The sequence below is a fragment of the Candidatus Gastranaerophilales bacterium genome (assembly GCA_028693235.1).
Taxonomy (GTDB): Bacteria; Cyanobacteriota; Vampirovibrionia; order Gastranaerophilales; family Gastranaerophilaceae; genus JAQUVW01.
Map to the genome: position 1 here is coordinate 49092 of JAQUVW010000002.1, position 24847 is coordinate 73938.

Genomic DNA, 24847 nt, shown 5'->3' on the forward strand with positions numbered 1-24847 from the left:
ACATCTCCTGAACATTTGCCCTGATTATAACATAAATAGCAAAAATTTTTTTTTGAAGGTTTATAATAAACAAGAAAAATTTGCGAGGAATTACAATGACATTAAATAATTCAATATTTCCAAAATACGACTTCATATCTTCTACAAAAATGCCTGAAGAAACTCAAAAGCCTGAAATGAAAGTTGATGAGGCATTAAATGCTCCTGTTAAAAGCACTGAAAATCAAGAAGCACCACAACTTCCTAAACAACCTCAAAATGATGAGTTTAAACCGTCAATTTTTGACAAAATAATGGAAAACACAATAAATCCCCACGACATTAATGACACGGTAGAAGTCCCAAGAAGTATATTTAAAGGATATTTGAGCTTCATGCTTGGAACCTGTGTCGCAAGCATCGGCGGATTAATCTCCAAAGCAAAACCTTTCGGGAAAGAATTAAAAGCCATTCCAAACCTCCTAACCGCTGTTTCGGTAGGACTAACAGCAATCGGGACTTTTGAATTTGTTAAACCTTTTATGGTTCACAAAAATAAAGAACAAAAATAATTAATTCATATTTTTTAATTTTTTATTCCACTCATAAGCAGTTTCAATTGAATGTTCAAGGCTTTTTTGAGGATTCCAACCGAGCAAATTTTTAGCCTTTTCAGAATCTGCAAATAAAACCGCAGGGTCACCTTGACGTCTTTTGCAAACTTCGACATCTATTTCAATATTCAATGTCTTTTTAACCGCATTCAAGATTTCCTTTACGCTGTAGCCATGCATTGAACCTAAATTAAAAATTTCGCTTTTTTGATTTTTAACCAAATAATCTAACGCCAATTTGTGAGCATCAGCTATATCTTCAACGTTAATATAATCCCTTACACAAGTGCCGTCTTTTGTATCATAGTCGTCGCCAAAGATTTTAAAGACGCCGCCATTGACAATTTTTTTCATCAAATTTGTAATTAATCTTGTTTCCCCCGGATACCATTCGCCGGTTCTGTTTTTCCCATCTGCACCGATTACGTTGAAATATCTTAAAATAACAAATTTTATCCCATACGCAAGCTCATAATCACGAAGCATTCCTTCTACTGCAAGCTTTGTAGCCCCATAAGGATTAACAGGATTTACAGGGTGTTTTTCATCAATCGGCAAATATTCTTGCTCACCATAAACAGAGCAGCTTGAAGATAAAACAATATTTTTTACATTATTTTCAACCATTGCATCTAATAGATTTAAAGAGCCCAAAACATTGTTGCTATAGTATTTTTGAGGGTCAACAACAGATTCGCTGACAATAGACATTGCTGCACAATGCAAAACAGAGTCTATTTTATACTCTTTAAAAACCTGATTTATTTCTTCAAAATTTTTCAAATCACCTTTTACAAAATTCGCACTCGGATATTCTTTTATAATTTCATCAATTATTTCTTTATGTCCGATAGAAAAATTATCGAATATAACAACATCTTCATCTTTTTCAAGCAAATTCAACGCTGTCTGAGAGCCAATATAGCCTGCTCCACCTGTTATTAAAATCATTACATTTCCTTTTTATTAATTATTATATTAAAATAAAGAGTAATAACATACAAGTTAAATTGAGAAGTTTCATGAAAAAAATATTAATTACAGGCGGTGCTGGTTTTATAGGAAGCAATTTATGCGAAAATTTATTATCCGAAGATAATTATATATATTGCCTCGACGATTTCACATCAGGGTCAAAAAGCAATATTCAAGAATTTTTAAATAATAAGAATTTTGAATTTATTAAACACAATGTTATAAACCCGATTGATATAATGGTAGATGAAATCTACCATCTTGCATGCCCTGCAAGTCCTGTTTATTACCAAAAAGACCCGATTAAAACTCTCAAAACCTCGATTTGGGGGATAAACAATATGCTTGAGCTCGCACTAAAATATAATGCGAAAATTCTTTACACTTCAACATCTGAAGTCTACGGCGACCCACTTGTCCACCCCCAAAAAGAAAGCTATTGGGGCAATGTAAACCCAATCGGGATAAGAAGTTGCTATGATGAGGGCAAAAGAGCTGCAGAAACTTTGCTGACAGACTATAGAAGAGCTTATAACATCAATGCCAAAACAGTTAGAATTTTCAATACCTTCGGTCCCAAAATGGCACAAAATGACGGACGTGTAATTTCAAACTTCATCACACAAGCTTTAGATAACAAAGATATAACGGTTTATGGCGACGGTTCACAAACAAGAAGCATTTGCTACGTTGATGATACAATAAGCGGCTTAAGAACCCTTATGGCGTCTGACTTTAAAGGACCTGTCAATATCGGTAACAACAAAGAATTAACTATAAACGAGATTGCAGAATTAATTATAAAATTGACAAATTCAAAATCAAAAATCATACACTTACAACTCCCATCTGATGACCCTAAAAAAAGAAGACCTGATTTGAGAACAGCAAAAGAAAATTTAAACTGGGAGCCGAAAACCGACCTGATAGAAGCCCTAAACACCACTATTCAATATTTCAGCTCAAATAAATGTATTGAATTATAGACAAAACAAGGGCATTAAGCCCTTATTTTTTACGGATACACCCTAAAGACAGGAACATCATTGAAATTATTTGGGATAAGAGTTTGAACAAACCCGTTATCTGCTTTTATTTTCAGACTCCAATAATAATCTTGAAAACAAGATTTTTTAGTGCTTAAAGAATTTGTTTCATCAGCCGTTAAATTCATACATACAATGCCGTTTTGCGGATTTTTAAATTCTTTTGCAATGACAGATTTAGCCTCAGTGTCATTTAAGTGTTTTTTCACAAAAAAATACAAATTATACTGCGAGATATCTGTATTAATTTTGAAAGTAAATGAAGCCGAATCTCCTTTGTAACCCGAAATCATAAATGTTTTTTCATCTAAGTTAAAAGTCATAGTGCATAATTCCTTTCTATAAGAATAGGATAGCACCCTTTTTGCATATTTGTCAACGCACGTTGATTAATAAATAAAGAAGTAAAAAAGAAAAGACTTGAAAAATATTTTTTGCCATGTATAATTAAAAACACAGACTATGCGAGAGTAGTTCAGTGGTAGAATACTTCCTTGCCAAGGAAGGGGTCGCGAGTTCGAGCCTCGTCTCTCGCTCCATAAAGGAATCACATTTTGTGGTTCCTTTTTAGTTTCTATAATTATAACCTTTCTGTCCGTTGTCGTGCACTTAACTGCTGAATTTGTTAAGCAAATACAACATAATTTTCTAGGAATTGATTTTTCGTATCCTTGCTAATGGGTTTAATATACAAAAGAGAATACCGTAAAATTTTCTACGATTTTTATGATAACATTATATTCATGAAAATTAATCGATACACTGAAAGTTTAGAATATAATTTAGAGGCAACTGCACGAGTCTTGCAAGAAGCTGTTTCTGTTAAATTTAAAGAACTAAATTTTGGTATTTCTTATGATGAATTTATAATTTTAGATGAAATTTTACATACACCGGGCATTTTACAAATTGAGTTAGCAAAAAGAATTCTTAAAGGTCGAGCTTACACAGGGAAATTCTTAATCGCTTTAGAAGAAAAAGGCTATATTGAAAGAAGAACTGCAATTAAAGGTAAAAGACAAGTTGTTATGCCAAATTATATAACAGAAGAAGGTATAAAAGTCCATAAAATTGCAGTACAAACTGTTAAGGATTTTGATGCGGATATTTTAGGTGCAACTAGAGAAGATTTGCAACCGATTATGTTTTTTTTGAAGACGCTTAAAAACAATATAGAAGAAAAATACAGAGTTAAATTTCTCTAAATCCATTATTTTTCTAAAACTCTTTTATTAAACTAATTAATATTAGTTTATTCTTTGTTGTTTAAAAAATTTTGTAGTATATTAATATTGTAGAATTTTCTACAGGTGAATTAAGTACATTTTTGATAAGGATTTATGATAATGGAAGAAAAAGAAAAAATTAAAAAACAAGAAAAAAGAAACCCAAATAAAATATTCATAATTGCTATAGCCTTCTTGATATTAATATTTGGTTGCAAGTTCATCTACGATGAATTAGGTTATGTTTCAACCGATGATGCTTATGTCGAAACAACAACAGTACAAGTTTCACCAAAAGTTTCAGGTCAGCTTGTTAAAGTATTGGTTAGTGATAATCAAAAGGTTAAAAAAGGTGATTTAATTGCTGTTATCGAAGATAATGACTACAAAATAAAACTTGCACAAGCTAGTGCAAAATATGAACAAGCAATACAAAACCAAAAGAATGCAAAAGCAAATCATGAATCTGTCCAAACACAAATCGCAACAGCAAAAGCCGATTATGAAAGATACAAACATTCTTATGAAGCAGGTGCTGTATCAAAACAAGCTTATGATGCGGCAAAAACAAAATATGATAGCGTAAAAGCAACTTTGACAAACAGTTCTGAAGCTTTAATTACAAAAGACGGAAAAAGTGTTGCTGACGCTCAAATTGCGGAATTAAAAGCACTGAAAAATCAAGCAGAACTATATTTATCATACACAAGGATTTATGCACCACAAGATGGGACAATTGCGGGCAAAAAAGCATCTGTCGGAATGTTAGTTCAACCGGGAACCCCTTTATTAACAATCGTTCCACATAATGTTTGGGTTATTGCAAACTATAAAGAAAACCAGCTTGAACATATTGAAATTGGTCAAGAAGTTGAAATCAAAGTCGATGCATATCCTCATCAAAAGTTCACCGGCAAAATTGACAGTTTTCAAAGAGCATCAGGAGCTAAATCTTCTATGTTTCCACCAGAAAATGCTGTTGGTTCTTTTGTAAAAATAGTTCAAAGAATTCCTGTAAAAATAGTATTTACAGACCTAACCGAAGAACAAATGAAGAAGATAATTCCCGGAATGAGTGTTGAGCCAAAAGTTAATATCAGAAAAGCGATTTAGGGGTTGCAATGGCAAACGATACAACAATAGAAAACTGGAGTCCAAAGTACAGTTCTTGGACAATCGCTTTACCTGTATTGATGGCTGTGTTTATTTTTGCACTTAATGAGACCATTTCAAACGTAGCACTGGTAAACATTGCAGGGGCACTTTCTATAAGTATGAACGAGTCGACTTGGATTATCACAAGTTATCTTATGGCAAGTGGTATAGCAATTGCAATGGTAGGATTTTTAGCCAAAATATTGGGACGAAAAAAACTCTTTATCTCCGCTGTAATTTTATTTACAGTATCATCATTTACTTGTGCAATTTCAAACTCAATGCTTATGATGGTTGTTTCCAGATTCTTTCAAGGAATCGGAGGAGGAGCATTATTACCGTTAGGACAGGCAATCATTTTAGAAACTTTTCCCCCAAATGAAAGACAAAAAGCGATGGCAATTTTTGGGTTAGTTTTTATTTTAGCACCTGTAATAGGTCCGATTCTTGGTGGCTGGATTACCGAAAACTGGTGCTGGCAATGGATTTTTTTAATTGATATTCCTCTTGGAATTATTTGTGCATTATGGCTTAAAAAAATTCTCGAGGATCCACCTTATGCAAGAAAAGAAAAGAATGTAAAAATTGATACAGTTGGTATAACTTTCCTTTCACTATGGCTGATTTCAATGCAAATCGTATTAGATAAAGGAAATGATGCCGATTGGTTTGGCTCAGCTTGGGTGTGTTGGCTAAGTGCTTTTTCTATAATTTGTGCGATTATATTTTTTGTATCTCAATTTAAAAACAAAGAACCGCTTTTGAATTTACGAATTTTAAAAGACCCGACTTATTTTTGGGGAACTTTTATTCAAGTAATCTTGATGGCGGTTTTCCTTGCATCAGCATCACTCTTGCCTTCTATGCTACAAAACCTTATGGGCTACACATCATATTTAAGTGGGCTTTCTATGGGCATAAGGGGGGCAGGAAATTTAATTGCGTTGTTTGCATATTTTATTATAGCTAAACACTTAGGTGATAGAAGAATTGCAGCAATTGGATTGTTCTTTTTAGGCTTGGGAAGTTGGTATTTTGGAATGATTAATCTTGAAATAAACCTAAATTCTATCGCAATTCCAAACATCTTCTACGGAGCGGGAATCTTCCTTTCTTTAACACCATTGGTTCCGCTTTCTTGTGCAACTATTGATAATAAAGATTTAACAAATGCCTCAGGTATTCAAAACCTTTTAAAAAACACTGGCGGAGCAATTGGAACTTCAATATCCGTAACAATGATTTCAAGATTTTCTCAAATGCATCAAATGATGATGGTTCGAAATTTAAATTACACAAATGACACTTTTATGGAAAAAATAAATGCTGCAACTGCAACCTTTTCAAACAACGTAGATCCGATAACAGCACAAGGAATTGCTCATGGAATGGTTTATGGCGAATTGGTTAAACAAGCACACTTATGGGGTTATATAGACACTTTCAGATGGTTTGCTGTTGTAACCTTCTTGTTAATCCCGTTACTACTATTTATAAAAAAACCAAAAGAGGTAAAAGATGAAAAATAAAAAACTTATATCCGCATTTTTATGCATAAATATTTTAGCGATAAATGCAACACCTTCAATCGCTATAACATCTGCTACTAAAAACAACACCATAAAAACACAGGTAACAGAATACAAATTTGAAAATATCAATCTTGATTGGTGGCAGTCATACAATGATGAATATTTGGAAGGATATATAATAAAAGCTTTAAATGAAAACCAAGACCTAAAGATTGCAACTTTAAAAGTTGAAGAGGCAAAGCAAAATGTCAAACTTCAATTTGCACAAGAACTTCCCGGGGCTCAAGTCGGCGTATCGCCTGTTTTGTCGAAGCTACCGTACAATACAAGCACCGAGGGTTCTTTTTCAATACCTATAGCTGTAAATTACGAGGCTGATATTTTTCTAAAAAATCATGATAAAACTAAATCCGTAAAGAAGCTTTATGACGTTGCAAAATTCAATGAAAAAGCTTTATACATTTCTATTTCATCGCAAATTGGAGCCACTTATTTCAATATTGTTAAGCTTGATAAATTAATTCATATTCAAAATGAAATAATTAAAGACAGAAAACAGATTTTTGAACTGAACAAAATCACAAACTCTCAAGGACTGACTTCAACGGCAGATTTAGTAAATTCTGAAAAAGCTTATGTATTAGCGGTTGCAGATATGTCTGACTTAAAAAAAGCAAGAGAAATTCTTTTAAACTCGCTTGCTGTTATGACAGGTGAGAGCCCTAGCAATATTGAAGAAATGGGCAGATTAAGCTTTGATGAATTAACAGCTACAAAACAAATTCCTGTTGAAATAGCATCCGATGTTATAACCAACCGTCCTGACTATCTAGCAGCAGAAAAAATGGTAGAAAAAGCAGGTCTTGATGTAAGAATTGCAAAAAAAGAATTTCTACCTAATATTAATCTTTTAGGATTGTTAACCTTTAACTCTTTTTCAAGCGTAAGCTCTATGAACTGGGCAAATGTACTTGCTGTTTTTGGAGGAGCTGCAATGCTTGATATTTTTAGAGGTGGTGCTAAAATAGCGAATTTAAGGCTTAAAAAGAACTATTACGAACAAACCCTCCAATATTATTACAAAACCAATTTGACAGCTATACAAGAGGTCAATGATGCACTTTGTGCATTAAAATTTGACCACAATAAATATTTAAAGAACTTAAATTCATATAGTATGCAAAAGAAAGATTATAAATATTCAGAAATAAAATATCAAGACGGATTAATCTCAAATCTTGACTTACTTCAACAAAAAGAAACGCTATTATCTATGAACAAGATGGTAATTTCAAGTAAAACAGACTGTTATATTAATCAAATCAGCTTATATAAAGCAGTTGGGGGTAAATTATAGAAAGAAAATGTCTATGGGATTCTTGATATTTTAAGGCTATCTTCGAGTACCGCTTTGGTCTTAAATTCGGCTGTTTATTTTTAAGTAAAATAGCAACCGGCTTAAAACCTAATTCTTTAGGAATGGCATATTTAACCCATTTTGCAACAAAAAGCACAAAAAGAGCGGATTTGTTGCGAAAAGCTATTTTAACATATCCGTATTTTATCTTCCTTAAGGGCTTTAACACCTATCTTTATTGGTTCCCCAAAATAGACGTAACATATAGCCAAAAGACATAATTTATACCATATTGACAAATTTTCATATATTTGGTCTAATTAATTAGTTTATTATATAGGATATGTGAATAACGTGGTACTAAGAGTTTCACCTTGTAGTTTTGTGCATCAAAAAGCACAGAAAAAAGTTGTCAACAAAGCTCCTCAAACTCAAACATCAAATCAAATAAATTTGTTCGAGGGAGCACATTCAAAAAATTATTTTTACAACAATTTAGATAAAAGACCTTATAAATTTATATCATTTTACGGACGTCCGATTTCATTAATGAAAGGTGACGTTAGTTCTGCAAATGAGGCGATTAGACTTTGGAATGTTCTTGGTAAACAACAATTTTGTGATACCGGAGATGACAATATACATCAAGAATACAAATTAATACGTGAAAATAACTATTCTTTTTTAGATGAATTATATTCTGATAAAGAAAAAAGGATATTTATAGATAATTTCAAAAGAGTTACTAAGTTTCCTGATATGATTGCAACATCAGAAAATATCGAAAAAGAATTTATAAACGGTGCCAAAAAATCAGAATATATAAATAATACAAACACAAGAAGCAATTCTTACGATATTTTATGTGCCGGATATAATAATGAATGTTCTGTCGGCAAAAGAAAAGCATTACCGGGTAGTGATATTGATGACGCTTTTATAGTAATAAGAGGTTCTCAATATGGTAAAGATGAAGATATTGTCAATAATTTTAAAAAAGAACTTTGGTTTAACACTGATCAACGTATATTAAGTTACAATCACCCTGATTCATTTCCTCAAGTTTACACCCTAAAGCAGATTGAAAATCTTTGCAGTATAACACAAGATGCCTCATCATCAATTCCTGAAAATGTTAAAAAAACACAAACTGATATCTCTAAATCTTATCTAAATGATTATGTTCAAGCAAATCCATACTTTTTAGCACTCTCTCAAAAATTTAAAAAGGAAGGAAAATACAATAAAGAAGAAATTAAAAATTTCGGTTTTTTCACAGAATCAGTAAAAAACGGAAAAATATTATACAACACAGATAGATTTTCCTTATATCTATTGCTTTTAGGCGATTCAGACATTTTTCAATATTCAAATTTATCTCAAATAAAAGCATTGCATAATGAAAATTACAACAAACCAAAATTGCAAAATCGAGATATTTTATGTCAAAATTTCGAAAAAATGGAAATAACAGAACAATACGAATTTGTAAAAAATATTATTAAAAACATGAGTGAAGATAATGATGAAAATATGCCTATATACAAAAAAGGGACCGACAACTATAACCCTTTAATTCAAGCAATTACAGGAGAAAATAGCTATGATATCCAAAATTAATGCTTTTGAAACTTTTAATAATTGGAATTATAAAAAGACAGATACAAAATTTTGGATGTCACCACAAACGTCCAACGAAAACCTTTCCATGCCTGCTCTACCGAACAAGGATACAATAACTATTAACAGTAAAAAAAAGCATCTTCTACCAGTTGCAATGCTGGGTGCAGGATTAATCGGGGGTGCTATTGCATTGTTTTGTGCCGCAAGGAAACCTTCTGCATTAATAGAAACTCCGCTTGTTCAAAATATATCTTCCTATAAATCTGAGCTTTTAAAATCCATGTGTATGAAGACATCGGATGTTTCAAAATTAGATTCAATCGTAGAAAAAAGTGATTTTTTAAAGTTTTTGAAAGAAATTCAAAATTCACCTAAAGTATTTGAAGTCGGAGAAAATTTTGAAGGTGTTATAAATAAAACCTTTGGTGCAAATTTACACATTCATACCACCCATTCTGATGGACAAATGAGTGTTGAAAAGTTATTAGACCAATCAGTTAAATATGCGGATAAATACTTTGAAAAAAACAAAAAGCCTTTTTATATAGCAATTACAGACCATGATACAACAACAGGTTGCAAAGAGGCATTAGATATTATCACCAAAACTCCTGAAAAATTCAAAAACCTAAAAGTTGTATTAGGAAGCGAAATTACGACTTCATTTGAAAACAATTTTTCTAAAGCACCTAAAAAAGTTGACTTATTAGCATATTGTGTAAATCCCTTTGACAACAATATTTCACAGTTAAATAAAAACAATTTATTATTCCAGCAAGATTCTGTTAAAACAGTTATAAATAATGCAAATTTCAGATTTTTGAACATATTAACAAAAAATAATGTCGAATATAGTTATAAAGATTTTGCTAAAATCAGACCCTCAATAAACACAACAACAGGCAGCCTTGCCCTTTCGATGAAAGATTATATGCAATTCAGACTAATTTATGCAAATATTGTGGAACAAAATCCCAAATTATTAAATGAAATGAAAAAAAACGGAATATCACTGGAAAACCTTGATTTTTCAGAACCTAAAAGAATGGTAATGGCAGGAAAAATGTCTAAAAAGCCTTTTTGGGAAAATTATGTAGAAGAAGTTAAAAATTACATAAAAAATAAAGCACAAGAAACAAATCCTAACGCCGATATTAATGAATTAAACAAATGTTTTAAAAATGTCAGCCAAGATGTTATAACGACTCTGGACGAACTCGATAGAGTCGTCCCGGACCCTGCTTCGGATTTGTTTGTTAAGACAGCAAAAAAATTAGATTTTGATGATGTCGTAACAGCTTTTTCAAAAGATAAAGATATCATTGTAGGCATTCCACACCCTTGTATAACAAGCAGTGAAGAAATAAACAATCCAAATGTTTATGATTTGATGGAAGATTTATTCTCAAGATTTAAAAAAATATCAACTCATAACGAAAACCTATACGAAGGGTATTATCAATCATATTGGGATACTGTAACAGATTCACAAAAAAGTAATGTGAATAAAATAGCTGAAAAATACGGATTTTTGAAATCTGGCGGATTAGATTCTCACTTCGATAACATTTTTACCGACCAAAAAGGACTAAATCAGGAATATATATCTCAAATAATTGAAGGCGTTGAAAAATAATTATAAAACTCTGATTCTATCATCTTTTTCTATTGTAAGAACTTGTTTTTTCTTCATGTAATTCATCAAATCATTTTGCAAATCGCCAATGATAACAGCATCTTCAAAAACAGGTTCCAACAATTCAGAAGTGTAATCACTTTGGAATAGATAACGATTTACAGCCAAAGAAACTTTTTTATCGGAAGGATTTTGTGGGTCGATAACTCTGCCGTTGTTTAATTTTATATGTTGAACTCCATCACGTGACACGACATATTGCATGCCGGAAGTTTGAAGCAAATCAGAGCCTGCCAAATTATCATAGACCGATTGAGCTGAAATATCGAGCATATCGACCAAAGTTTTTTCATCAATGTCGACTAGTAAAATATCATCAGAATAAGGAAGATTATTATAAACAACGTCATGGGTTGTAACGACTTCATCGAAGCCACCATGGAGTGTTCCTGAATTCAAAAGTGCGATATCGGCTTTTCCTTTAGACGCCCAAAGCATCGCATCAGTTAAAATATCTGCAATAGGGTTTTCCTGTTCACGTTCTTCTGCTTCAGATTGAGGAACATAAGGATTTGTAACCTGAGCTAATTTTTCGTTATGCCCTAATTTTTCTTTTGTCAAATCAGCGACATCTTGTCTTTTTTCCCAATTTACAACATTTGTTATTCTGTTTTTTATTTGAGAGGTCTTCAATATTCCTTCTGAATTAAAAACAACATCAAGGAAACCGACTTTGTGGTTGTTTTTGCCTGCCTGAGTAATAATGACAGGTTCGTTTCTTTTAGATTGGAACAAATTATGCGTACCAACGCCATTAATTTCATCATGGCTATGACCACCGATTATAACATCGACGCCTTCTGTTTCTTGGGCTATTTTTTTGTCAGCTTCGTAGCCCATGTGAGATAGCAAAATAATTTTGTTAATTCCTTGTTCTTCAAGTTGTTTTGCTTCTTCGTTAATGGAGTCTATGGTTTCTTGTGTGCTCAAAGCTTTTGTAGCATTATTATTTTTGTCTTTTGCACTTATAGATTCATTGTTTGGAGCAACACCGATTACGCCAAATCTTTTGCCGTTTTTCATGCAAACTGAGGATTTAACAAGTTTTTTGTCTTTTATTCTCTTTTTCAAATTATTATTTTCTTGGAGTTTTATGTTCGCACAAACAGTTTCAAAGGAGGCATTTTCAAGATAATTTGAAAGTTTATCTGTTCCACTGTCAAATTCATGATTTCCGAGAGTCACAAAATCTGTTTTTATTTTGTGTAAAATTTCAAGAACAAGGTTATTTCGTTTTTTATTTTGTCCATACAAAAAATCACCTGATGTAACAGTTAATTTTGAAGCATCGCTTTGACGTTCAAAACTATCATGAGCCTTAGCCAAATTGCCAAGACGGTGAACATCGCCATGCAGGTCATTAAAATAGAATACATTCAACTGCGTGTCGTTTTTATCATATACGGGCTGCGGTGTAAAAAACTTATCTATTTTCATACCGTTTTAAGTCTTTGCAGAAAATTTTTTGCTACATGAAGCAACATATTTTTACAAATGCTTACAATTGAAACCCATGTCGGAGTAGGAAAAGGCTTTATTTTTTCCTGAAAGTTGCTTAATCTAAAGGCATGTAATACAATGAAGCTTGATAGAGAATAGATAAAAGGAATAAGTTAATGAAAAAAATATTAAGCATTTTGTGTTTAATGGGTGTTTTTTCTTGCCTAAACCTTGCTGTAAACACAGCCTTTAGTGCAACGACCACCTCAACCACAACGACGAATTGGGACTCAGCTGCAAGTCTTAAAAGAGTAAATACAATAGGAACCAAAATTTTAACAGCAAACAAACTTCCTGTTAACGTAACATTTAAAGTTTCTGACAATGAGGAAGCTAACGCATACGCAAATTTTGATAAAGAAATTTATGTTTATAAAGGAATGCTTCAACAAGTGCAAAATGATGACGAACTAGCCGCAATAATTGCACATGAAATCGGGCATATCGCTAATGGTCACATTTCAAGACAAAGTATCGTGAATTCAGCACTAAATTCAATAAGCCCAACTACATCAAGCGAAAAAGCAGCTACAACTTTAGCTGTCGCAAAAGAACTTTCTTCTTTAAAATTCAGCAGAAATGATGAGTATGAAGCAGATTTAACAGGTGTAGATTTAATGGTCGGAGCAGGATACAACCCGCTTGGAATGATTTCTGTTTTAAACAAAATTTGCGGAAATTATTTTGACGTCCTCCAAACTCATCCATCAGGTGAAAATCGTTTGATGAATATTTTTGACTATGCAAATTATAACTATCCTAAAATTGTTAAAGCCAACTACAGAACTGATTCTTACCAAAAAGCGTTGAACGTGATATATGCTAATTTAAAAATCAGAAATGCAAGTCCTAAAAAACTTAAAGCGGCAGAAAAAAAACAAAAGAAACTTAAAACTGCAAAACTAAAAAGAGCAAGAAAAATGGCAACCGGAAGCAACGGTTGGGATACATCTTTTACTGTTCTCCAAGTTCTATCAACTGGCGGAAGCACCGCTAGCTCAAGTAGTTCTAACTAATTTTTAAAAGAATAAACATTACATAAAAGAGTCGAATTTTTTCGGCTCTTTTGTTTTACCCCTTTAAAATAATATTTGATTTTATTTTTAAAGCTCTTTGTATATTCTAACTTTCAATTCTTTACGCAGACACCTTAACAATCCTTAATAATAAATATTCCAAGTAGCAATTGATTTTTTCACAAGGTTTCTATATAATGAATCCAAGGAAATTTTATATATGATAAATCCAAAACAAAATGTTACTATCAACCAATATTGGTGGAGCTTGCAGACTTGTGCAGGCACATTTTGTTGGCGTTAATTAATTAAACATTTAATAAACAAAAATAACCTGTACTTTTATTAAGTCAGGTTATTTTTTTACGCAATTTTAATTATTTAACGTTTTAAAGGATACACAATGAAAATCGATGCTTCAAATTTAATAAATACGCTCCCTAAAAAAATGAAACCGGTTGCAACATTCATAAAAATGCAAGAAGGGGGCTCAGGACTTTCAAACTCTCGGTTTATACAGGATACCGCCACAAACCTACTCCCCAAGGCTGTTTTCGCCAGAAGTGTCGCAGACTTATCAGAAACCTCTTTTCTAGAAGTGGCTGAAAGCCTTTTGGTGTACTACTGCCCGACTATTTTAGGAGAAAAAGTTTTCAGAAAAAGTTATACCAAAGGACTCACTAAACCCTTGCAAAATATGATTTCTAAGCCGGCAAGCGAAATTATAAAAAACGCAAAATTATCAAAAACAGACCAAAACTCTTTAATAACAAAGAAAGCAGCCATATCCCTCTCAGCCCTTGCAATTCCTTTGGCTGAATACTCTCTTAATTATATAAAAAACCTATTCACCCTCAAAGTCTTTAACAAAGCAGATTTTAACAACATTGCAAACCTAAACAAAGACCAAACGGAAGAAAATGCAAAACAACAAAAAGTCAAAAAAAGTGCTTACAATCATTTAAAATTAGCCGCAGGAATTTTTGCAGGAGCATTAGGAGCATCAGCCCTTTTAGCAAAAAAAGGTGCCAATTCTAAAATTCTTCAGAAAGTCAGCGAAACAATTTTGGTGCCGGGTGATAAAATTTTCAAAAACAACGCCAAAAAAGCCAAAACTTTCAATAAATATTTCAGCCTCGATTTTGCAGATAATGCCGGTAAATTAGGACTTTCTCATGGTCAACTCACAGCTTGCGTCATTGGTGGGGGGTTCGGCTACTTCGGAGCTGCAAAAGACAGAGGAAAACAAAATTTCTTGGAAGTTTTATTTAGATATCCTTTAGTTGGATTTTATGTAATCACGGGTAGCGAACTGTTTGAAAAAGGTTTCAAAGGAATTTTGAAAAAAGCAGGAAAATGCAAAGACGTTATTGGCAAAAACCTTGAAGTCCCGTCTTTAAAAGAACTACCTGAACTTGCTGAAAAACTCGCAAAACAAAATGGCTCTGCGATTGAATCAGAATACAAAAATATATTCAAACAAAAAGCTTTAATTTCAACAGCTCCATTCGTTTTCAGCATGGGCTTTATGGGACTTTTTGTTGCAGGGTGTTCAAGATTTTTTACTCAACTTCGATACAATAAAGACAAAAAAGCCCAAGAAAACGTTAAGGCTGCAAACCAATTCAATAACAACTCAATCGAAGATTTTCAAAATAAAATTACAACAAAGTAAAATGATTTTTTTCAAATTGAATCAACCCGTCATCTCGCATATTGCCAAGCTCTCGACACATTGCACTTCTATCAACGCATATAAATTCTGCAAGCTCGTTTCGATTTAATTTAATTTCAAATTTTTCCGTACCAGCTTCGTGGCTTTTAGTTCTTAAATAAGTCAAAAGTTTTTCTCTGATTGTTCTTTTACCCAACAAGTCAAACTGAAGCATAAGATTTATATTATTGTCAGCAATAACTTTTAAAACATTCTTCACAAGCCGAATGTGGTACGGGCAAGCCTTTTGACAGGGGGCTATCAATTTTTCATAAGGTACAAACAAAACCTCACAATTTGAAGTAGCCACAACATTAATCGGGCTCTCTTTTACTTGAGAGCAAACTAAATCTTCTGCAAAAATCCCGTTTTCACCCAACTTTCTTAGCCTATAAGTATCACCGTTAATATCCGATTTAATGACATCAACACTACCCGTCAAGACTATACCAACCGCCGTGATTTTGCTTTTAAATTTAATTATATCAACACCTTTTTTGTAAGACTTGGTTTTGATATCCAAACATCTCAAAAGAGAAAGCATATCGTTCTCATTTATATCAGCAAATATAGGAATATTGAGCATAATTAACCAATCTATATAGTCGTTGCATTTGCAACAAGCACATATCCATTCTATCAAATTATAAAAATAAATCAAAATGTTAAGGAGAAATATATATGTTCTGTTTTCAATGCGAGCAAACAGCAAGAGGTAAAAATTGCGGAAATCCTGCAGGAGTCTGCGGAAAAAGTGAAAAAACTGCAAACCTCCAAGATAAATTGCTTGAATCATTAATTCATTTAGCAAACAGCGACCTTGAAAAAGATGCGACAACTGATAGACTCACCATCGACGGGCTTTTTACCACAATTACCAACGTGAATTTTGCACCTGATACTATCGAAAAATTTATAGAAAAAGTAGAAAATACTTATAAATCCGAAAATAATCAACCCATTGATTTTAAAATGGAAGAACTCTGGGAAAGCAATGACGATACTCGCTCTTTAAAATCATTAATCCTTTTCGGGCTGAAAGGAATTGCCGCCTATGCACACCACGCAAGGGTTTTAGGAGATGAAAATGAAGAAATAAACAAGTTTTTTTATAAGGCTCTTAAAGCCATTTCTCAACCTAAAAAAATTGATGAATTATTAGAACTGGTAAATGAAACAGGTTTAATGAACCTGAAAGCTATGGAACTTTTAAATGAAGCAAACACAACTGCCTATGGAAATCCTGTTCCGACTCAAGTAACAACAAATATAGAAAAAGGTCCATTCATTGTTGTAAGCGGACACGATTTAAGAGATTTAGGACTGCTTTTAGAGCAAACAAAAGGTAAGGGGATTAATATCTACACCCACAGCGAAATGCTTCCTTGCCATGCTTATCCTGAGCTTAAAAAATATCCTCATCTCAAAGGCAATTTTGGCACTGCTTGGCAAAATCAACAAAAAGAATTTGCCCACCTGCCTGCTCCGATATTATTTACGACAAATTGTATTATGCCACCATACGATAGCTACAAAGACAGAGTTTTCACAAGCTCTGTGGTAGAATATCCAAACACTCCTCATATAGGCGAAGATAAAGATTTTACTCCTGTCATCGAAAAAGCTCTCGAGCTTAAAGGCTACTCAGAAGACAAAAAAATGACAGGAATAAACGGCGGAGATGTTTTAACAACAGGTTTTGGCGAAAACAGCGTTTTAAAAATTGCAGAACACATAATCGAATCTGTACAAAACGGCGACATCAAACATTTCTTTCTTGTAGGAGGATGTGATGGGGCAAAACCGGGAAGAAATTATTATACAGAATTTGTCGAAAAAACTCCTAAAAATTCAATTATTTTAACTCTGGCATGCGGGAAATATCGATTTAACGACCTTGATTTAGGCACAATAAACGGCATACCTAGAATTCTCGATATGGGTCAATGCAATGACGCCCACAGTGCGATAAAAGTGGCTTTAGCACTCGCTAACGCATTCAATTGCAACGTAAATGACCTGCCATTATCCTTTGTTCTTTCTTGGTACGAACAAAAAGCTGTTGCCATCTTGCTATCGCTTTTATCACTCGGCATAAAAAATATTTATCTAGGACCAACTTTACCAGCCTTCATCTCGCCAAACGTATTGCGAGTATTAGTCGAAAAATACAAAATAAAACCTATTACAACTCCTGAAAATGATATGAAAAAAATGCTTAAATCTGAATAATAAAAAGGCACATAATATATGTGCCTTGGTCTCATAAACATTGAAGTATTTAATATGTATTAATGGATATCTGCTAAAAAGCCTATCGGATTGTGTTTTTTCACATCTCCATCTTCGACCTTTTTTTGTTCTTCAAATTCAGTTAAAGCTTTGTCAAAATCTTGCGGCAATATCTTCAATTGTTCAACGTCTTTATCTTCAAAAGTACCGTTTTCCATTTTTTCATATACGCCTGTTCTTTCATACATAAGCGAATTTGCGTCATTGGCTATTTTTGCGATATCAGCACCGGTTGCATTTGCAGATTTAAGCTTGTTCGCAAAAGCATCTTTATCAAATCCGTCTTCAATAGGAAGCTCTTTTGTATGGATATCTAAGATTTTTTTGCAACCTGCTAAATCAGGAGCTCCAACTTGAATATGCTTACCAAATCTGCCTGACCTTTTAATAGCAGGGTCTAACAAATCTATTTTATTTGTAGCAACAATAACAAATACATCATCTTTTCCTTTTTCAAGGTCGCTCATCAATGTTAATAATTGATTTACTGTTTTGTCATCATGTCTTGAAGTATCAGAGCCTTCTCTATTTTTCGCAACAGCATCAAACTCATCAATGAAAACGATACTCGGCTGATTGTCTTTTGCTTCATCAAACAAAGCTCTCCAGTTTTCTTCAGTTTGTCCGACCCATTTTGATTCCATTTCAAGCCCGTTTAATTTTATAAAATGAGCATCCGTTTCATTAGCCAGAGCCTCTGCCATTAGAGTTTTACCTGTTCCGGGACCTCCTGTTAAAATAATACCTCTATTGATAATATTATTTTTATACGCAGACGGGAATTTCAACGGATATACAACAGATTTTTTGAGCTCGGTTAAAGCCGCATCTTGTCCACCCACGTCAGAGAATGTAAGTTTTTTCTTTGTGCCGGTTTCTGTTGCTTGATAGCCCAATTCTTCCATGTGTTTCAAATTTAATTTTTTAATGGCAGTCAAATCTTTTTTTGAAAAATCGTAAGTTTCGACACCGAGTTTTGGTAAATCTTTAGTTAGAAGATTGAAATCAGGCTCAACTTGGAACTTAGTGCCCCCAAGTTTGTAGGTATCATGCTCCATAACCAAAGCGGTTTTTTTCGGATGAAGCAAGAACTTTTGCTCACCTGACTCTATCATCATATTAGATTTGCTCATATTCAAAATGTCGTACAAATCGATATCATTTTTCTTTAACAAAAAAGAACCTATAATTGATGGGTCAACAATCAAATTGACTTTTTTCACAACAGATTGAACCTCATCAGCAGATTCTTGAAAATCTTTTTTAGCCGACTCGAGTGATGGTGCCACGATAACAGCATCATCCTTACCCATATTTGCCAAAGCCCCGCCAATTCTGGTTGACAATGGTATAACCTCTGTACTTACTGCATTATCAGGTTCTACCCCTTTGAAACTTATTGCGTTTTTATTTACAAGTGAAGCTCCATAATTAGTGTCCACCAATCGAGTTACTCTTGGTGCAAAATTTTCGTTTGCAATTGGTGATTGTACAGCTTTTTGTTGTTTTAGTCCATTTTTTGTATGCAAATTAGCATACGAAAACCCTTGTATAGCAAGGTTCATGTGGTAGCCCTCCTAATGGTTAATAATTAATTTATTCCAAGTCTAATATTTAATAAAAGCAAATGCTTTCTTTAATAGGGAACAACGCAGGGATATAATAAAATGAGTTATGAAATCACTTATACTATTCATAAATTGAGAAAACACACTTTTCATCAAATTATACCGCCTTCAATTGTCAGTAACACTTATTTTAGTTTCGCTTCATTGCTCAACCTTGTGTTACTATTGTAGCGATTTTCAGAAGAATGTCAATAAGTATCCTTGATACACTTATTCTTATTTTGGATAATTTTTATATTCACCAACCGAATATATACTCGCCAAATATAGCTATTGCAAGCAACCAAGAAAGTGGTATATAAATTGTAAATAATACACTTTATATTAACAAACCTTTACATTCTGATTTAATTATTCTTTTATATCTTCCTGCATTACCCTTTTGGCAATCTTGTAATCAGGCATATCATTTCCGTCAGGAATGTCTTTGGGATTGGGATTTTTCATCCAAATATCAACTGAATCTTCGTGAATATATTGCTTTGCTTTCTCCGTGATGATTGCCTTTACGTCCTCTTTTGACAATTCTCCGTATGAATCTATTTTATAAAAATCAAGCACTTTATTGAAATTTTTCTCCATTACATAAAATGCATTTTGCACTCCGCCGTCTTTTTTCGGCTCAGCTTCACTCGGATTAATCGGATAACCGTCTTTTGGATTCAAATCTATCTGCTTATTTTTTATACCTTGAAGCTTTTGAATATTTTCCGCTCCAATCTCAGGCTCTAACTCTTTTAAAGATTTCGGTGTCAACTTATATCCTTTAAAATAATTATCCACCGCCATTGAAACTTGAGAATATGACTTTCTAAAATTGACATCAGCTCTGCAACCTTCTCTATCCAACGGGATATCAATATTTTCAACTTTTCCGCCGTTTTGGAAGACAAGAACCTCCCTCAAAGTAAGAGGTTTCGACTTATCGACCCTATGCTCACTTAAATAATAAAGAGCATATTTCATAACATCAACAGTGCCTTTTACGTCAGCAAAAGCGTCGTGGGCATCATCAAGATTTTTGCAGAACAAAAATTTATATTGCTCGCTCAATTTTTTCTTTGCACCGACATAAGGGTGAATTCGCTGAATCAACACAAATGGGTCAAGTACTTTGAATGCTTGTTTTTCTTTTAACGGTTCATGCGAATAAGAATTATGCTCCCTAATTGCATTATTCAAAATAGTAATATCAAATTTTGAATTATAGGCAACTATAACTCCATTTTTTTTGTTCAAATAATCATTTACAAATGGCTTTAAAACTTGCTCAATATTCGGCTTATCTTGCACCATCTCATCAGTAATCCCATGAACAGCTGTAGAGCCCTCCGGTATATGGGTTTCCGGATTTAAAAGTTGACTATAGCCTGAATCTGTTACAATATCACCATCTTTTACTTGAAGTGCACCGATTTGGATAATCTTATCCAAAGGTTTGCTTGTATCTGTAAGGTTTACGCCGGTAGTTTCGGTATCAAAAACCGTACAATCAAGAGATAACTTGCCGTTATCATCTGTAATCGGAACGTCTAACGATTTGTGTATTGAAACATCATGCAGTGCAGTTAAATTGGTCGAAAATGAAGCTTTAGACTTCTGAGAATTTAAAGTATGAAAAGTCGCCAAAGGTTTTGTCACATTATAATTATTATATCTGCGAACCCAAGTTGTATCATTTGTTTCCGCTAATGCGTTTGCGTGTTGAAACGCATATATCTCGGTATCTGTAGCCGTTCTTAAATCCAATGGCTCTTTTGATAAATGCTCCCAACCAACTTTGTTGAAATCAACATAATGACCGTTCGGGGTATAAAGACCTTTACCTTGATATTTCTTACCTTCAACCTTTTTTACAATATTGTTTTCAAACCACAAACCTGTAAAAGCAGGCGTATACGCTCTAAAGGCATTGCCTTGACTTTTTGTTATCGGATTATTTTTATAAAGTTGAGGGTTCTTCTCAATTATGTTTTGAGAAAGCATCATTTTATTACTTCTATTTGCATTATTAATCGCCGATATTTTCATAAATCTATCCTATTATATCCAAGTTAGATGAGGGTTCACCTTGCAATTGCAACACTTTGTCTTTCAATACATCAAAGTTTGAAACCGAATGATTCCAATCTTTGTCAAATTGTTTGGTGAATACATTTGCCAAAGACGGTTTTTCAAAAGCGATAGCACATTCATTGTTGCCTCTTTTGTATTTTTCTTTTGCATTTTCTCTGTCTTTGATGATTTTGTAGTATCCTTGAACCGTACAAAGTGTAGATTTTTGCTCATCTGTAAAGTTGTATTTTTGCCCTTCCATTTCGACCTGTGCAGCCCCGAACTTGTTTAAACTATTGATAGTTTGCTTTAACAATGCTCTTCTGGCAAGCAATTCTTTATAGTCTAAATGCTGGCGTGACAATGGTGGCAAGCCTAGTTCATCTTCGAATTCTTTTACTTTTGTTAAATATTCCTTTATTTCTTCGTTTATTTTTTCTGCGAAAAGTTCATAATCTTCTCTTTTGCCTTTATCAAGATTTTGATTCAAGCCCATTGCAGACCAGTTTGTAGAACCAATCAAGATTTCTTTATCGTCAAAAACTGCCCATTTGCCGTGCATTCTTTGATTAATTTTTTCATCAAAATTATACAATCTCACGGGCACATCATTTGCGACAAGCTCGTTGTATGCCTTTCTACAATACGGAAATTCTTCTAAAATATCTGAAGAAACTATAAATTTGGCATCTAAATCGCCTGATTTTGTTCTTTTAACAATTGTTTGAATAAGTTCTTTATCCGACAAGACAAACAGCTCGCCACGAACTTTGCTTGCGGTATTTAACTTATCTTGCAAATATTTGCGTGTGGTTTCTTTACCTTCGCCACCAACGTATTTGAGTTCATTAGGTTTTGTCGCCAACACTTTAATTTTTGGATTTTCTATAGGTTGTGTTTTAATCAAATCAAGTTTTGACAAATCTGCAGGGTCATATCTGTGAAGATATTCAGGTTTATTATAAATAGCACCGACCACATTCATGTAGTCCACATTTTCTTGTTTAATTTCTTTCCTCATGCCTGAATAAGCGTCTTGTTCTTCTTCCGATAAAGGACCGGCTACAAGTTTTGTTTTGCCGAGTCTTTGCCATGCAAATTTCCAGTCTGTATTAAAAATATCCTCAATTATATTATCCACTTCGGAATTTTTATATTTTGTTTGAGTTTCAATCGCAACGCAAGCATCATGATTAGCACAAGAGTGTGTGCCCCAGTTCATACCGCCCATAATAACCTTTTTGCCGTCAACAGCAAGCATTTTGACGTGCTGCAAAGCTGCACCGTTTTGAGCAGCCCTCGGATAAGGCACTACGTCTATACCATTTTCCTTGAGGTATTTAATCATATCTTGATTGTTGTAATGACGGTCTTTTTCGCCGTTTCCGTTCATATACCACTTATGAGCGTCCAGTATAACTTGCACTTTTAAATTCGGATTTTCTTTTTTCTTGGAAATTAAAATCGGCAAAATGCTTTTTTGTTCTTCAAACCCCGGAGTAACTTCAGCTCCATTTGCCGGCCATTTGTGACCATCTACTTTAAGGTTTTGAAATTCAAACATTTCAACCTGAATTGATTTTTCAGCACTTTTTATATATTCAATCGTTTTATCAAAAATTTGCCCACCATCAATCAATGTGGTGACGTTAGTTTTTCCGACTTGGGCAGTTTTACTCGGCTCCGGCAAAACTTGCGGAACAAATGTTAAATGTTTCAAATATTGACGCAAAAAATCATCAACAGAAATTCCAAACTTATTGGAACTTTCGATAATTTTTGACGCCATAAAATAAGAAACGCCCGGCAATTCTACAGGGTTCATTTTTTTGGGAGTTTTCACATCAACTGGAGGTAGGGTATTTTTATCTTCTTTTTTACCTCGAAAGGGAACTAAAACAGGTTTTTGTGAAAATCGAAACGGATTAACAACTAAACTCAAACTCATCTTTTACTCCGGCACCTCAAGTAATGTTTAATTATTACACTTATAGTAATTCTTGACAAGTAATTGTATATACTTAAATTATAAAAATTTACAATCATTTCACTATAGAATTGACCCGATATTTAAGACTAACAAAAACAGGGGTTTGGGAATATTTTATACTTATCGGCAACTTTTTCTTTTAGGAAACTTATATACATGCAAGTTACTAATGGTGTTTTTTAATATATGAAAGTTTACATTCAGCCAAATTATGCTAAAAATTCTACTAAACAGTCTTTTACAGGTCTGACAAATGACCTTAAAAAAAAGATATATGAAAATAATTCAGAAATTAATATTGTATCTTTGAAAAACCCGAAAGCAAACGGCACAGCCGGGACTCTCCCTCCGGAATGGATGGCTAAAATACCTAAAGAACAACGGCAAAATACAATTAAAATATTTTACAGCGAAATGAAAGATATACCTGAAACCCTGCGAAAATACGATTACACTACAAGAGCAAAAAAGAAAGCTTCAAAAAAATTAACCAAAGCCTTTTACAATGCGGGATTAATCGACAAAAAGCAAAAACTCGAGCTAAATGAACGTGGACGAGGTTCAGCCGGATACGGCTACAAAATTGACGGTCTGAACGGAAAAACAGATTATATTATCAAAGTTTTTCATACATATACCGATAATGATAGACAAACAGGTCCCTATATAGAGATTAATCGTGCCTTATACTGGCAAAAAAATGCAGGACATAACTCAAACCGTACAAATTTCTACTTTGGCGATTTAGACTCAGGATACATGGTTACAAAATTTATCAACGATAAAACTCCAAAACCAAAACACAACACAAACCCTCTACTTTTAGGACTTGTGCCGAGAGATGACGGCGAAGGTAATACTATCAATGGTTACAAAATTGACTACGGCTATCTCGACAAATATGGAATGACCCTTGCCGGCGACAAAGTCTATGAGCTTACCGGCCCCTTAGCTGAAAACAAAAACGCCAGATTTGCCTTCAAAAAACTCTTTGAATCTCAAGACAAAAATCAAACTTGGAACAATCTGTTGACAAATCCTAAATACAAAAATAAAAGCGACATAAAAGCAGGCATGGTACTTGCCATTGATTTTATGGAAAATAAAGAAGAAAAATATACTCAAATGTATGAATCTTTGAATAGCATCAAAAGTGCCAAAGAGGCAGATATTCTTGAACGTGCTTTGGTCCAAAAGCTAGAGCTGGCACCACAAAACAAAATTGCTGATTATGCGAAAGAAATGATGAGCAAACGCACTGATTTATTGTCGACTCTAAATTACAAATCACAAATGATTAAAGATGCAAAAGCAAAAGAAGAAATAAACAAAGCACTAACCAGCTATATGAGGATGATGGGCGGTTATCAACAATACGGTATGATGTATTAAATTTTGTTTATTTTTCTCTCGAAATTGGCAATTTCTACAATTTAAAAACTTAACATG

At 33.4% G+C, this 24847-nt stretch carries 19 protein-coding genes and 1 tRNA gene; 13 read left to right on the plus strand and 7 right to left on the minus strand.

The genetic code is table 11. From position 1 onward, the window contains the following. Positions 1–95: 95 nt before the first annotated feature. Complete coding sequence (locus PHV37_03340) at positions 96–551, plus strand: hypothetical protein (GenBank protein ID MDD3237112.1); 456 nt, start codon at positions 96–98, stop codon at positions 549–551. Here PHV37_03340 and galE read toward each other — a convergent pair whose 3' ends face one another. After that, positions 552–1544 (minus strand): UDP-glucose 4-epimerase GalE, encoded by a 993-nt coding sequence (galE, locus tag PHV37_03345; GenBank protein MDD3237113.1) that lies wholly within the window; start codon positions 1542–1544, stop codon positions 552–554. Between the two features lie 71 nt (positions 1545–1615). Between galE and PHV37_03350 the strand changes: the two genes are divergently transcribed. Further along, positions 1616–2554, plus strand: coding sequence for an SDR family oxidoreductase (locus tag PHV37_03350; protein MDD3237114.1), 939 nt, complete (start codon positions 1616–1618; stop codon positions 2552–2554). Positions 2555–2583: 29 nt separating this feature from the next. Here PHV37_03350 and PHV37_03355 read toward each other — a convergent pair whose 3' ends face one another. Beyond that, positions 2584–2937, minus strand: coding sequence for a hypothetical protein (locus tag PHV37_03355; protein MDD3237115.1), 354 nt, complete (start codon positions 2935–2937; stop codon positions 2584–2586). A gap of 141 nt (positions 2938–3078) precedes the next feature. On the opposite strand from PHV37_03355, the gene PHV37_03360 reads away from it, so the two are divergent. The 7 genes from PHV37_03360 to PHV37_03390 all read left to right on the plus strand — a co-directional run bounded on the left by PHV37_03360 (position 3079) and on the right by PHV37_03390 (position 11143). Continuing rightward, positions 3079–3153: transfer RNA gene (locus tag PHV37_03360), tRNA-Gly, on the plus strand. A 204-nt stretch (positions 3154–3357) separates the two neighbouring features. After that, on the plus strand, positions 3358–3819 hold the full coding sequence (locus PHV37_03365; protein MDD3237116.1) for a MarR family transcriptional regulator: 462 nt from the start codon (positions 3358–3360) through the stop codon (positions 3817–3819). A gap of 141 nt (positions 3820–3960) precedes the next feature. Continuing rightward, positions 3961–4953: an HlyD family secretion protein gene (locus tag PHV37_03370; protein MDD3237117.1), complete on the plus strand. Its 993-nt coding sequence runs from the start codon at positions 3961–3963 to the stop codon at positions 4951–4953. Between the two features lie 8 nt (positions 4954–4961). Next, positions 4962–6524 (plus strand): DHA2 family efflux MFS transporter permease subunit, encoded by a 1563-nt coding sequence (locus tag PHV37_03375; protein ID MDD3237118.1) that lies wholly within the window; start codon positions 4962–4964, stop codon positions 6522–6524. Further along, positions 6514–7884, plus strand: coding sequence for a TolC family protein (locus PHV37_03380; protein ID MDD3237119.1), 1371 nt, complete (start codon positions 6514–6516; stop codon positions 7882–7884). Before PHV37_03375 ends, PHV37_03380 begins: the two co-directional genes overlap by 11 nt. Positions 7885–8229: 345 nt before the next feature. After that, entirely contained in the window at positions 8230–9504 is a 1275-nt protein-coding gene (locus tag PHV37_03385) for a hypothetical protein (GenBank protein ID MDD3237120.1), read from the plus strand. Beyond that, positions 9488–11143, plus strand: coding sequence for a hypothetical protein (locus PHV37_03390; protein ID MDD3237121.1), 1656 nt, complete (start codon positions 9488–9490; stop codon positions 11141–11143). Before PHV37_03385 ends, PHV37_03390 begins: the two co-directional genes overlap by 17 nt. Here PHV37_03390 and PHV37_03395 read toward each other — a convergent pair whose 3' ends face one another. Continuing rightward, the gene (locus PHV37_03395) at positions 11144–12640 is read right to left on the minus strand and encodes a metallophosphoesterase (protein MDD3237122.1); all 1497 of its coding nucleotides are present in this window, start codon (positions 12638–12640) and stop codon (positions 11144–11146) included. 179 nt (positions 12641–12819) lie between these two features. Between PHV37_03395 and PHV37_03400 the strand changes: the two genes are divergently transcribed. Both PHV37_03400 and PHV37_03405 read left to right on the plus strand, forming a co-directional pair. Next, positions 12820–13719: a M48 family metallopeptidase gene (locus PHV37_03400; protein MDD3237123.1), complete on the plus strand. Its 900-nt coding sequence runs from the start codon at positions 12820–12822 to the stop codon at positions 13717–13719. Between the two features lie 403 nt (positions 13720–14122). After that, entirely contained in the window at positions 14123–15394 is a 1272-nt protein-coding gene (locus tag PHV37_03405; protein MDD3237124.1) for a hypothetical protein, read from the plus strand. On the opposite strand, the gene PHV37_03410 is transcribed toward PHV37_03405, so the two are convergent. After that, complete coding sequence (locus PHV37_03410) at positions 15381–16019, minus strand: Crp/Fnr family transcriptional regulator (protein ID MDD3237125.1); 639 nt, start codon at positions 16017–16019, stop codon at positions 15381–15383. The two genes, PHV37_03405 and PHV37_03410, sit on opposite strands and share 14 nt — an antisense overlap. A gap of 95 nt (positions 16020–16114) precedes the next feature. On the opposite strand from PHV37_03410, the gene hcp reads away from it, so the two are divergent. Beyond that, a complete protein-coding gene (hcp, locus tag PHV37_03415) occupies positions 16115–17665 on the plus strand; it encodes a hydroxylamine reductase (GenBank protein MDD3237126.1) in 1551 nt (516 codons plus the stop codon). Positions 17666–17724: 59 nt separating this feature from the next. Here hcp and PHV37_03420 read toward each other — a convergent pair whose 3' ends face one another. From PHV37_03420 to PHV37_03430, 3 genes are all read right to left on the minus strand, one after another. Further along, positions 17725–19290, minus strand: a complete 1566-nt coding sequence (locus PHV37_03420; protein MDD3237127.1) for an ATP-binding protein — start codon at positions 19288–19290, stop codon at positions 17725–17727. Positions 19291–19704: 414 nt separating this feature from the next. Then, on the minus strand, positions 19705–21384 hold the full coding sequence (locus PHV37_03425; GenBank protein ID MDD3237128.1) for a 3'-5' exonuclease: 1680 nt from the start codon (positions 21382–21384) through the stop codon (positions 19705–19707). Between the two features lie 4 nt (positions 21385–21388). Further along, a complete protein-coding gene (locus PHV37_03430; GenBank protein ID MDD3237129.1) occupies positions 21389–23356 on the minus strand; it encodes a phospholipase D-like domain-containing protein in 1968 nt (655 codons plus the stop codon). Between the two features lie 228 nt (positions 23357–23584). On the opposite strand from PHV37_03430, the gene PHV37_03435 reads away from it, so the two are divergent. Then, on the plus strand, positions 23585–24790 hold the full coding sequence (locus tag PHV37_03435) for a hypothetical protein (GenBank protein ID MDD3237130.1): 1206 nt from the start codon (positions 23585–23587) through the stop codon (positions 24788–24790). Positions 24791–24847: the final 57 nt, after the last annotated feature.

Excerpts from the sequence above, each read along its gene's own strand:
- PHV37_03435 (MDD3237130.1), top strand. The coding sequence starts at position 23,585 with ATGAAAGTTTACATTCAGCCAAATTATGCTAAAAATTCTACTAAACAG.
- PHV37_03395 (MDD3237122.1), bottom strand. The coding sequence starts at position 12,640 with ATGAAAATAGATAAGTTTTTTACACCGCAGCCCGTATATGATAAAAAC.
- PHV37_03365 (MDD3237116.1), top strand. The coding sequence starts at position 3,358 with ATGAAAATTAATCGATACACTGAAAGTTTAGAATATAATTTAGAGGCA.
- PHV37_03350 (MDD3237114.1), top strand. The coding sequence starts at position 1,616 with ATGAAAAAAATATTAATTACAGGCGGTGCTGGTTTTATAGGAAGCAAT.
- PHV37_03375 (MDD3237118.1), top strand. The coding sequence starts at position 4,962 with ATGGCAAACGATACAACAATAGAAAACTGGAGTCCAAAGTACAGTTCT.
- PHV37_03400 (MDD3237123.1), top strand. The coding sequence starts at position 12,820 with ATGAAAAAAATATTAAGCATTTTGTGTTTAATGGGTGTTTTTTCTTGC.
- PHV37_03380 (MDD3237119.1), top strand. The coding sequence starts at position 6,514 with ATGAAAAATAAAAAACTTATATCCGCATTTTTATGCATAAATATTTTA.
- PHV37_03425 (MDD3237128.1), bottom strand. The coding sequence starts at position 21,384 with ATGAAAATATCGGCGATTAATAATGCAAATAGAAGTAATAAAATGATG.
- PHV37_03390 (MDD3237121.1), top strand. The coding sequence starts at position 9,488 with ATGATATCCAAAATTAATGCTTTTGAAACTTTTAATAATTGGAATTAT.
- galE (MDD3237113.1), bottom strand. The coding sequence starts at position 1,544 with ATGATTTTAATAACAGGTGGAGCAGGCTATATTGGCTCTCAGACAGCG.
- hcp (MDD3237126.1), top strand. The coding sequence starts at position 16,115 with ATGTTCTGTTTTCAATGCGAGCAAACAGCAAGAGGTAAAAATTGCGGA.
- PHV37_03430 (MDD3237129.1), bottom strand. The coding sequence starts at position 23,356 with ATGAGTTTGAGTTTAGTTGTTAATCCGTTTCGATTTTCACAAAAACCT.
- PHV37_03370 (MDD3237117.1), top strand. The coding sequence starts at position 3,961 with ATGGAAGAAAAAGAAAAAATTAAAAAACAAGAAAAAAGAAACCCAAAT.
- PHV37_03340 (MDD3237112.1), top strand. The coding sequence starts at position 96 with ATGACATTAAATAATTCAATATTTCCAAAATACGACTTCATATCTTCT.
- PHV37_03410 (MDD3237125.1), bottom strand. The coding sequence starts at position 16,019 with ATGCTCAATATTCCTATATTTGCTGATATAAATGAGAACGATATGCTT.
- PHV37_03355 (MDD3237115.1), bottom strand. The coding sequence starts at position 2,937 with ATGACTTTTAACTTAGATGAAAAAACATTTATGATTTCGGGTTACAAA.
- PHV37_03405 (MDD3237124.1), top strand. The coding sequence starts at position 14,123 with ATGAAAATCGATGCTTCAAATTTAATAAATACGCTCCCTAAAAAAATG.
- PHV37_03420 (MDD3237127.1), bottom strand. The coding sequence starts at position 19,290 with ATGAACCTTGCTATACAAGGGTTTTCGTATGCTAATTTGCATACAAAA.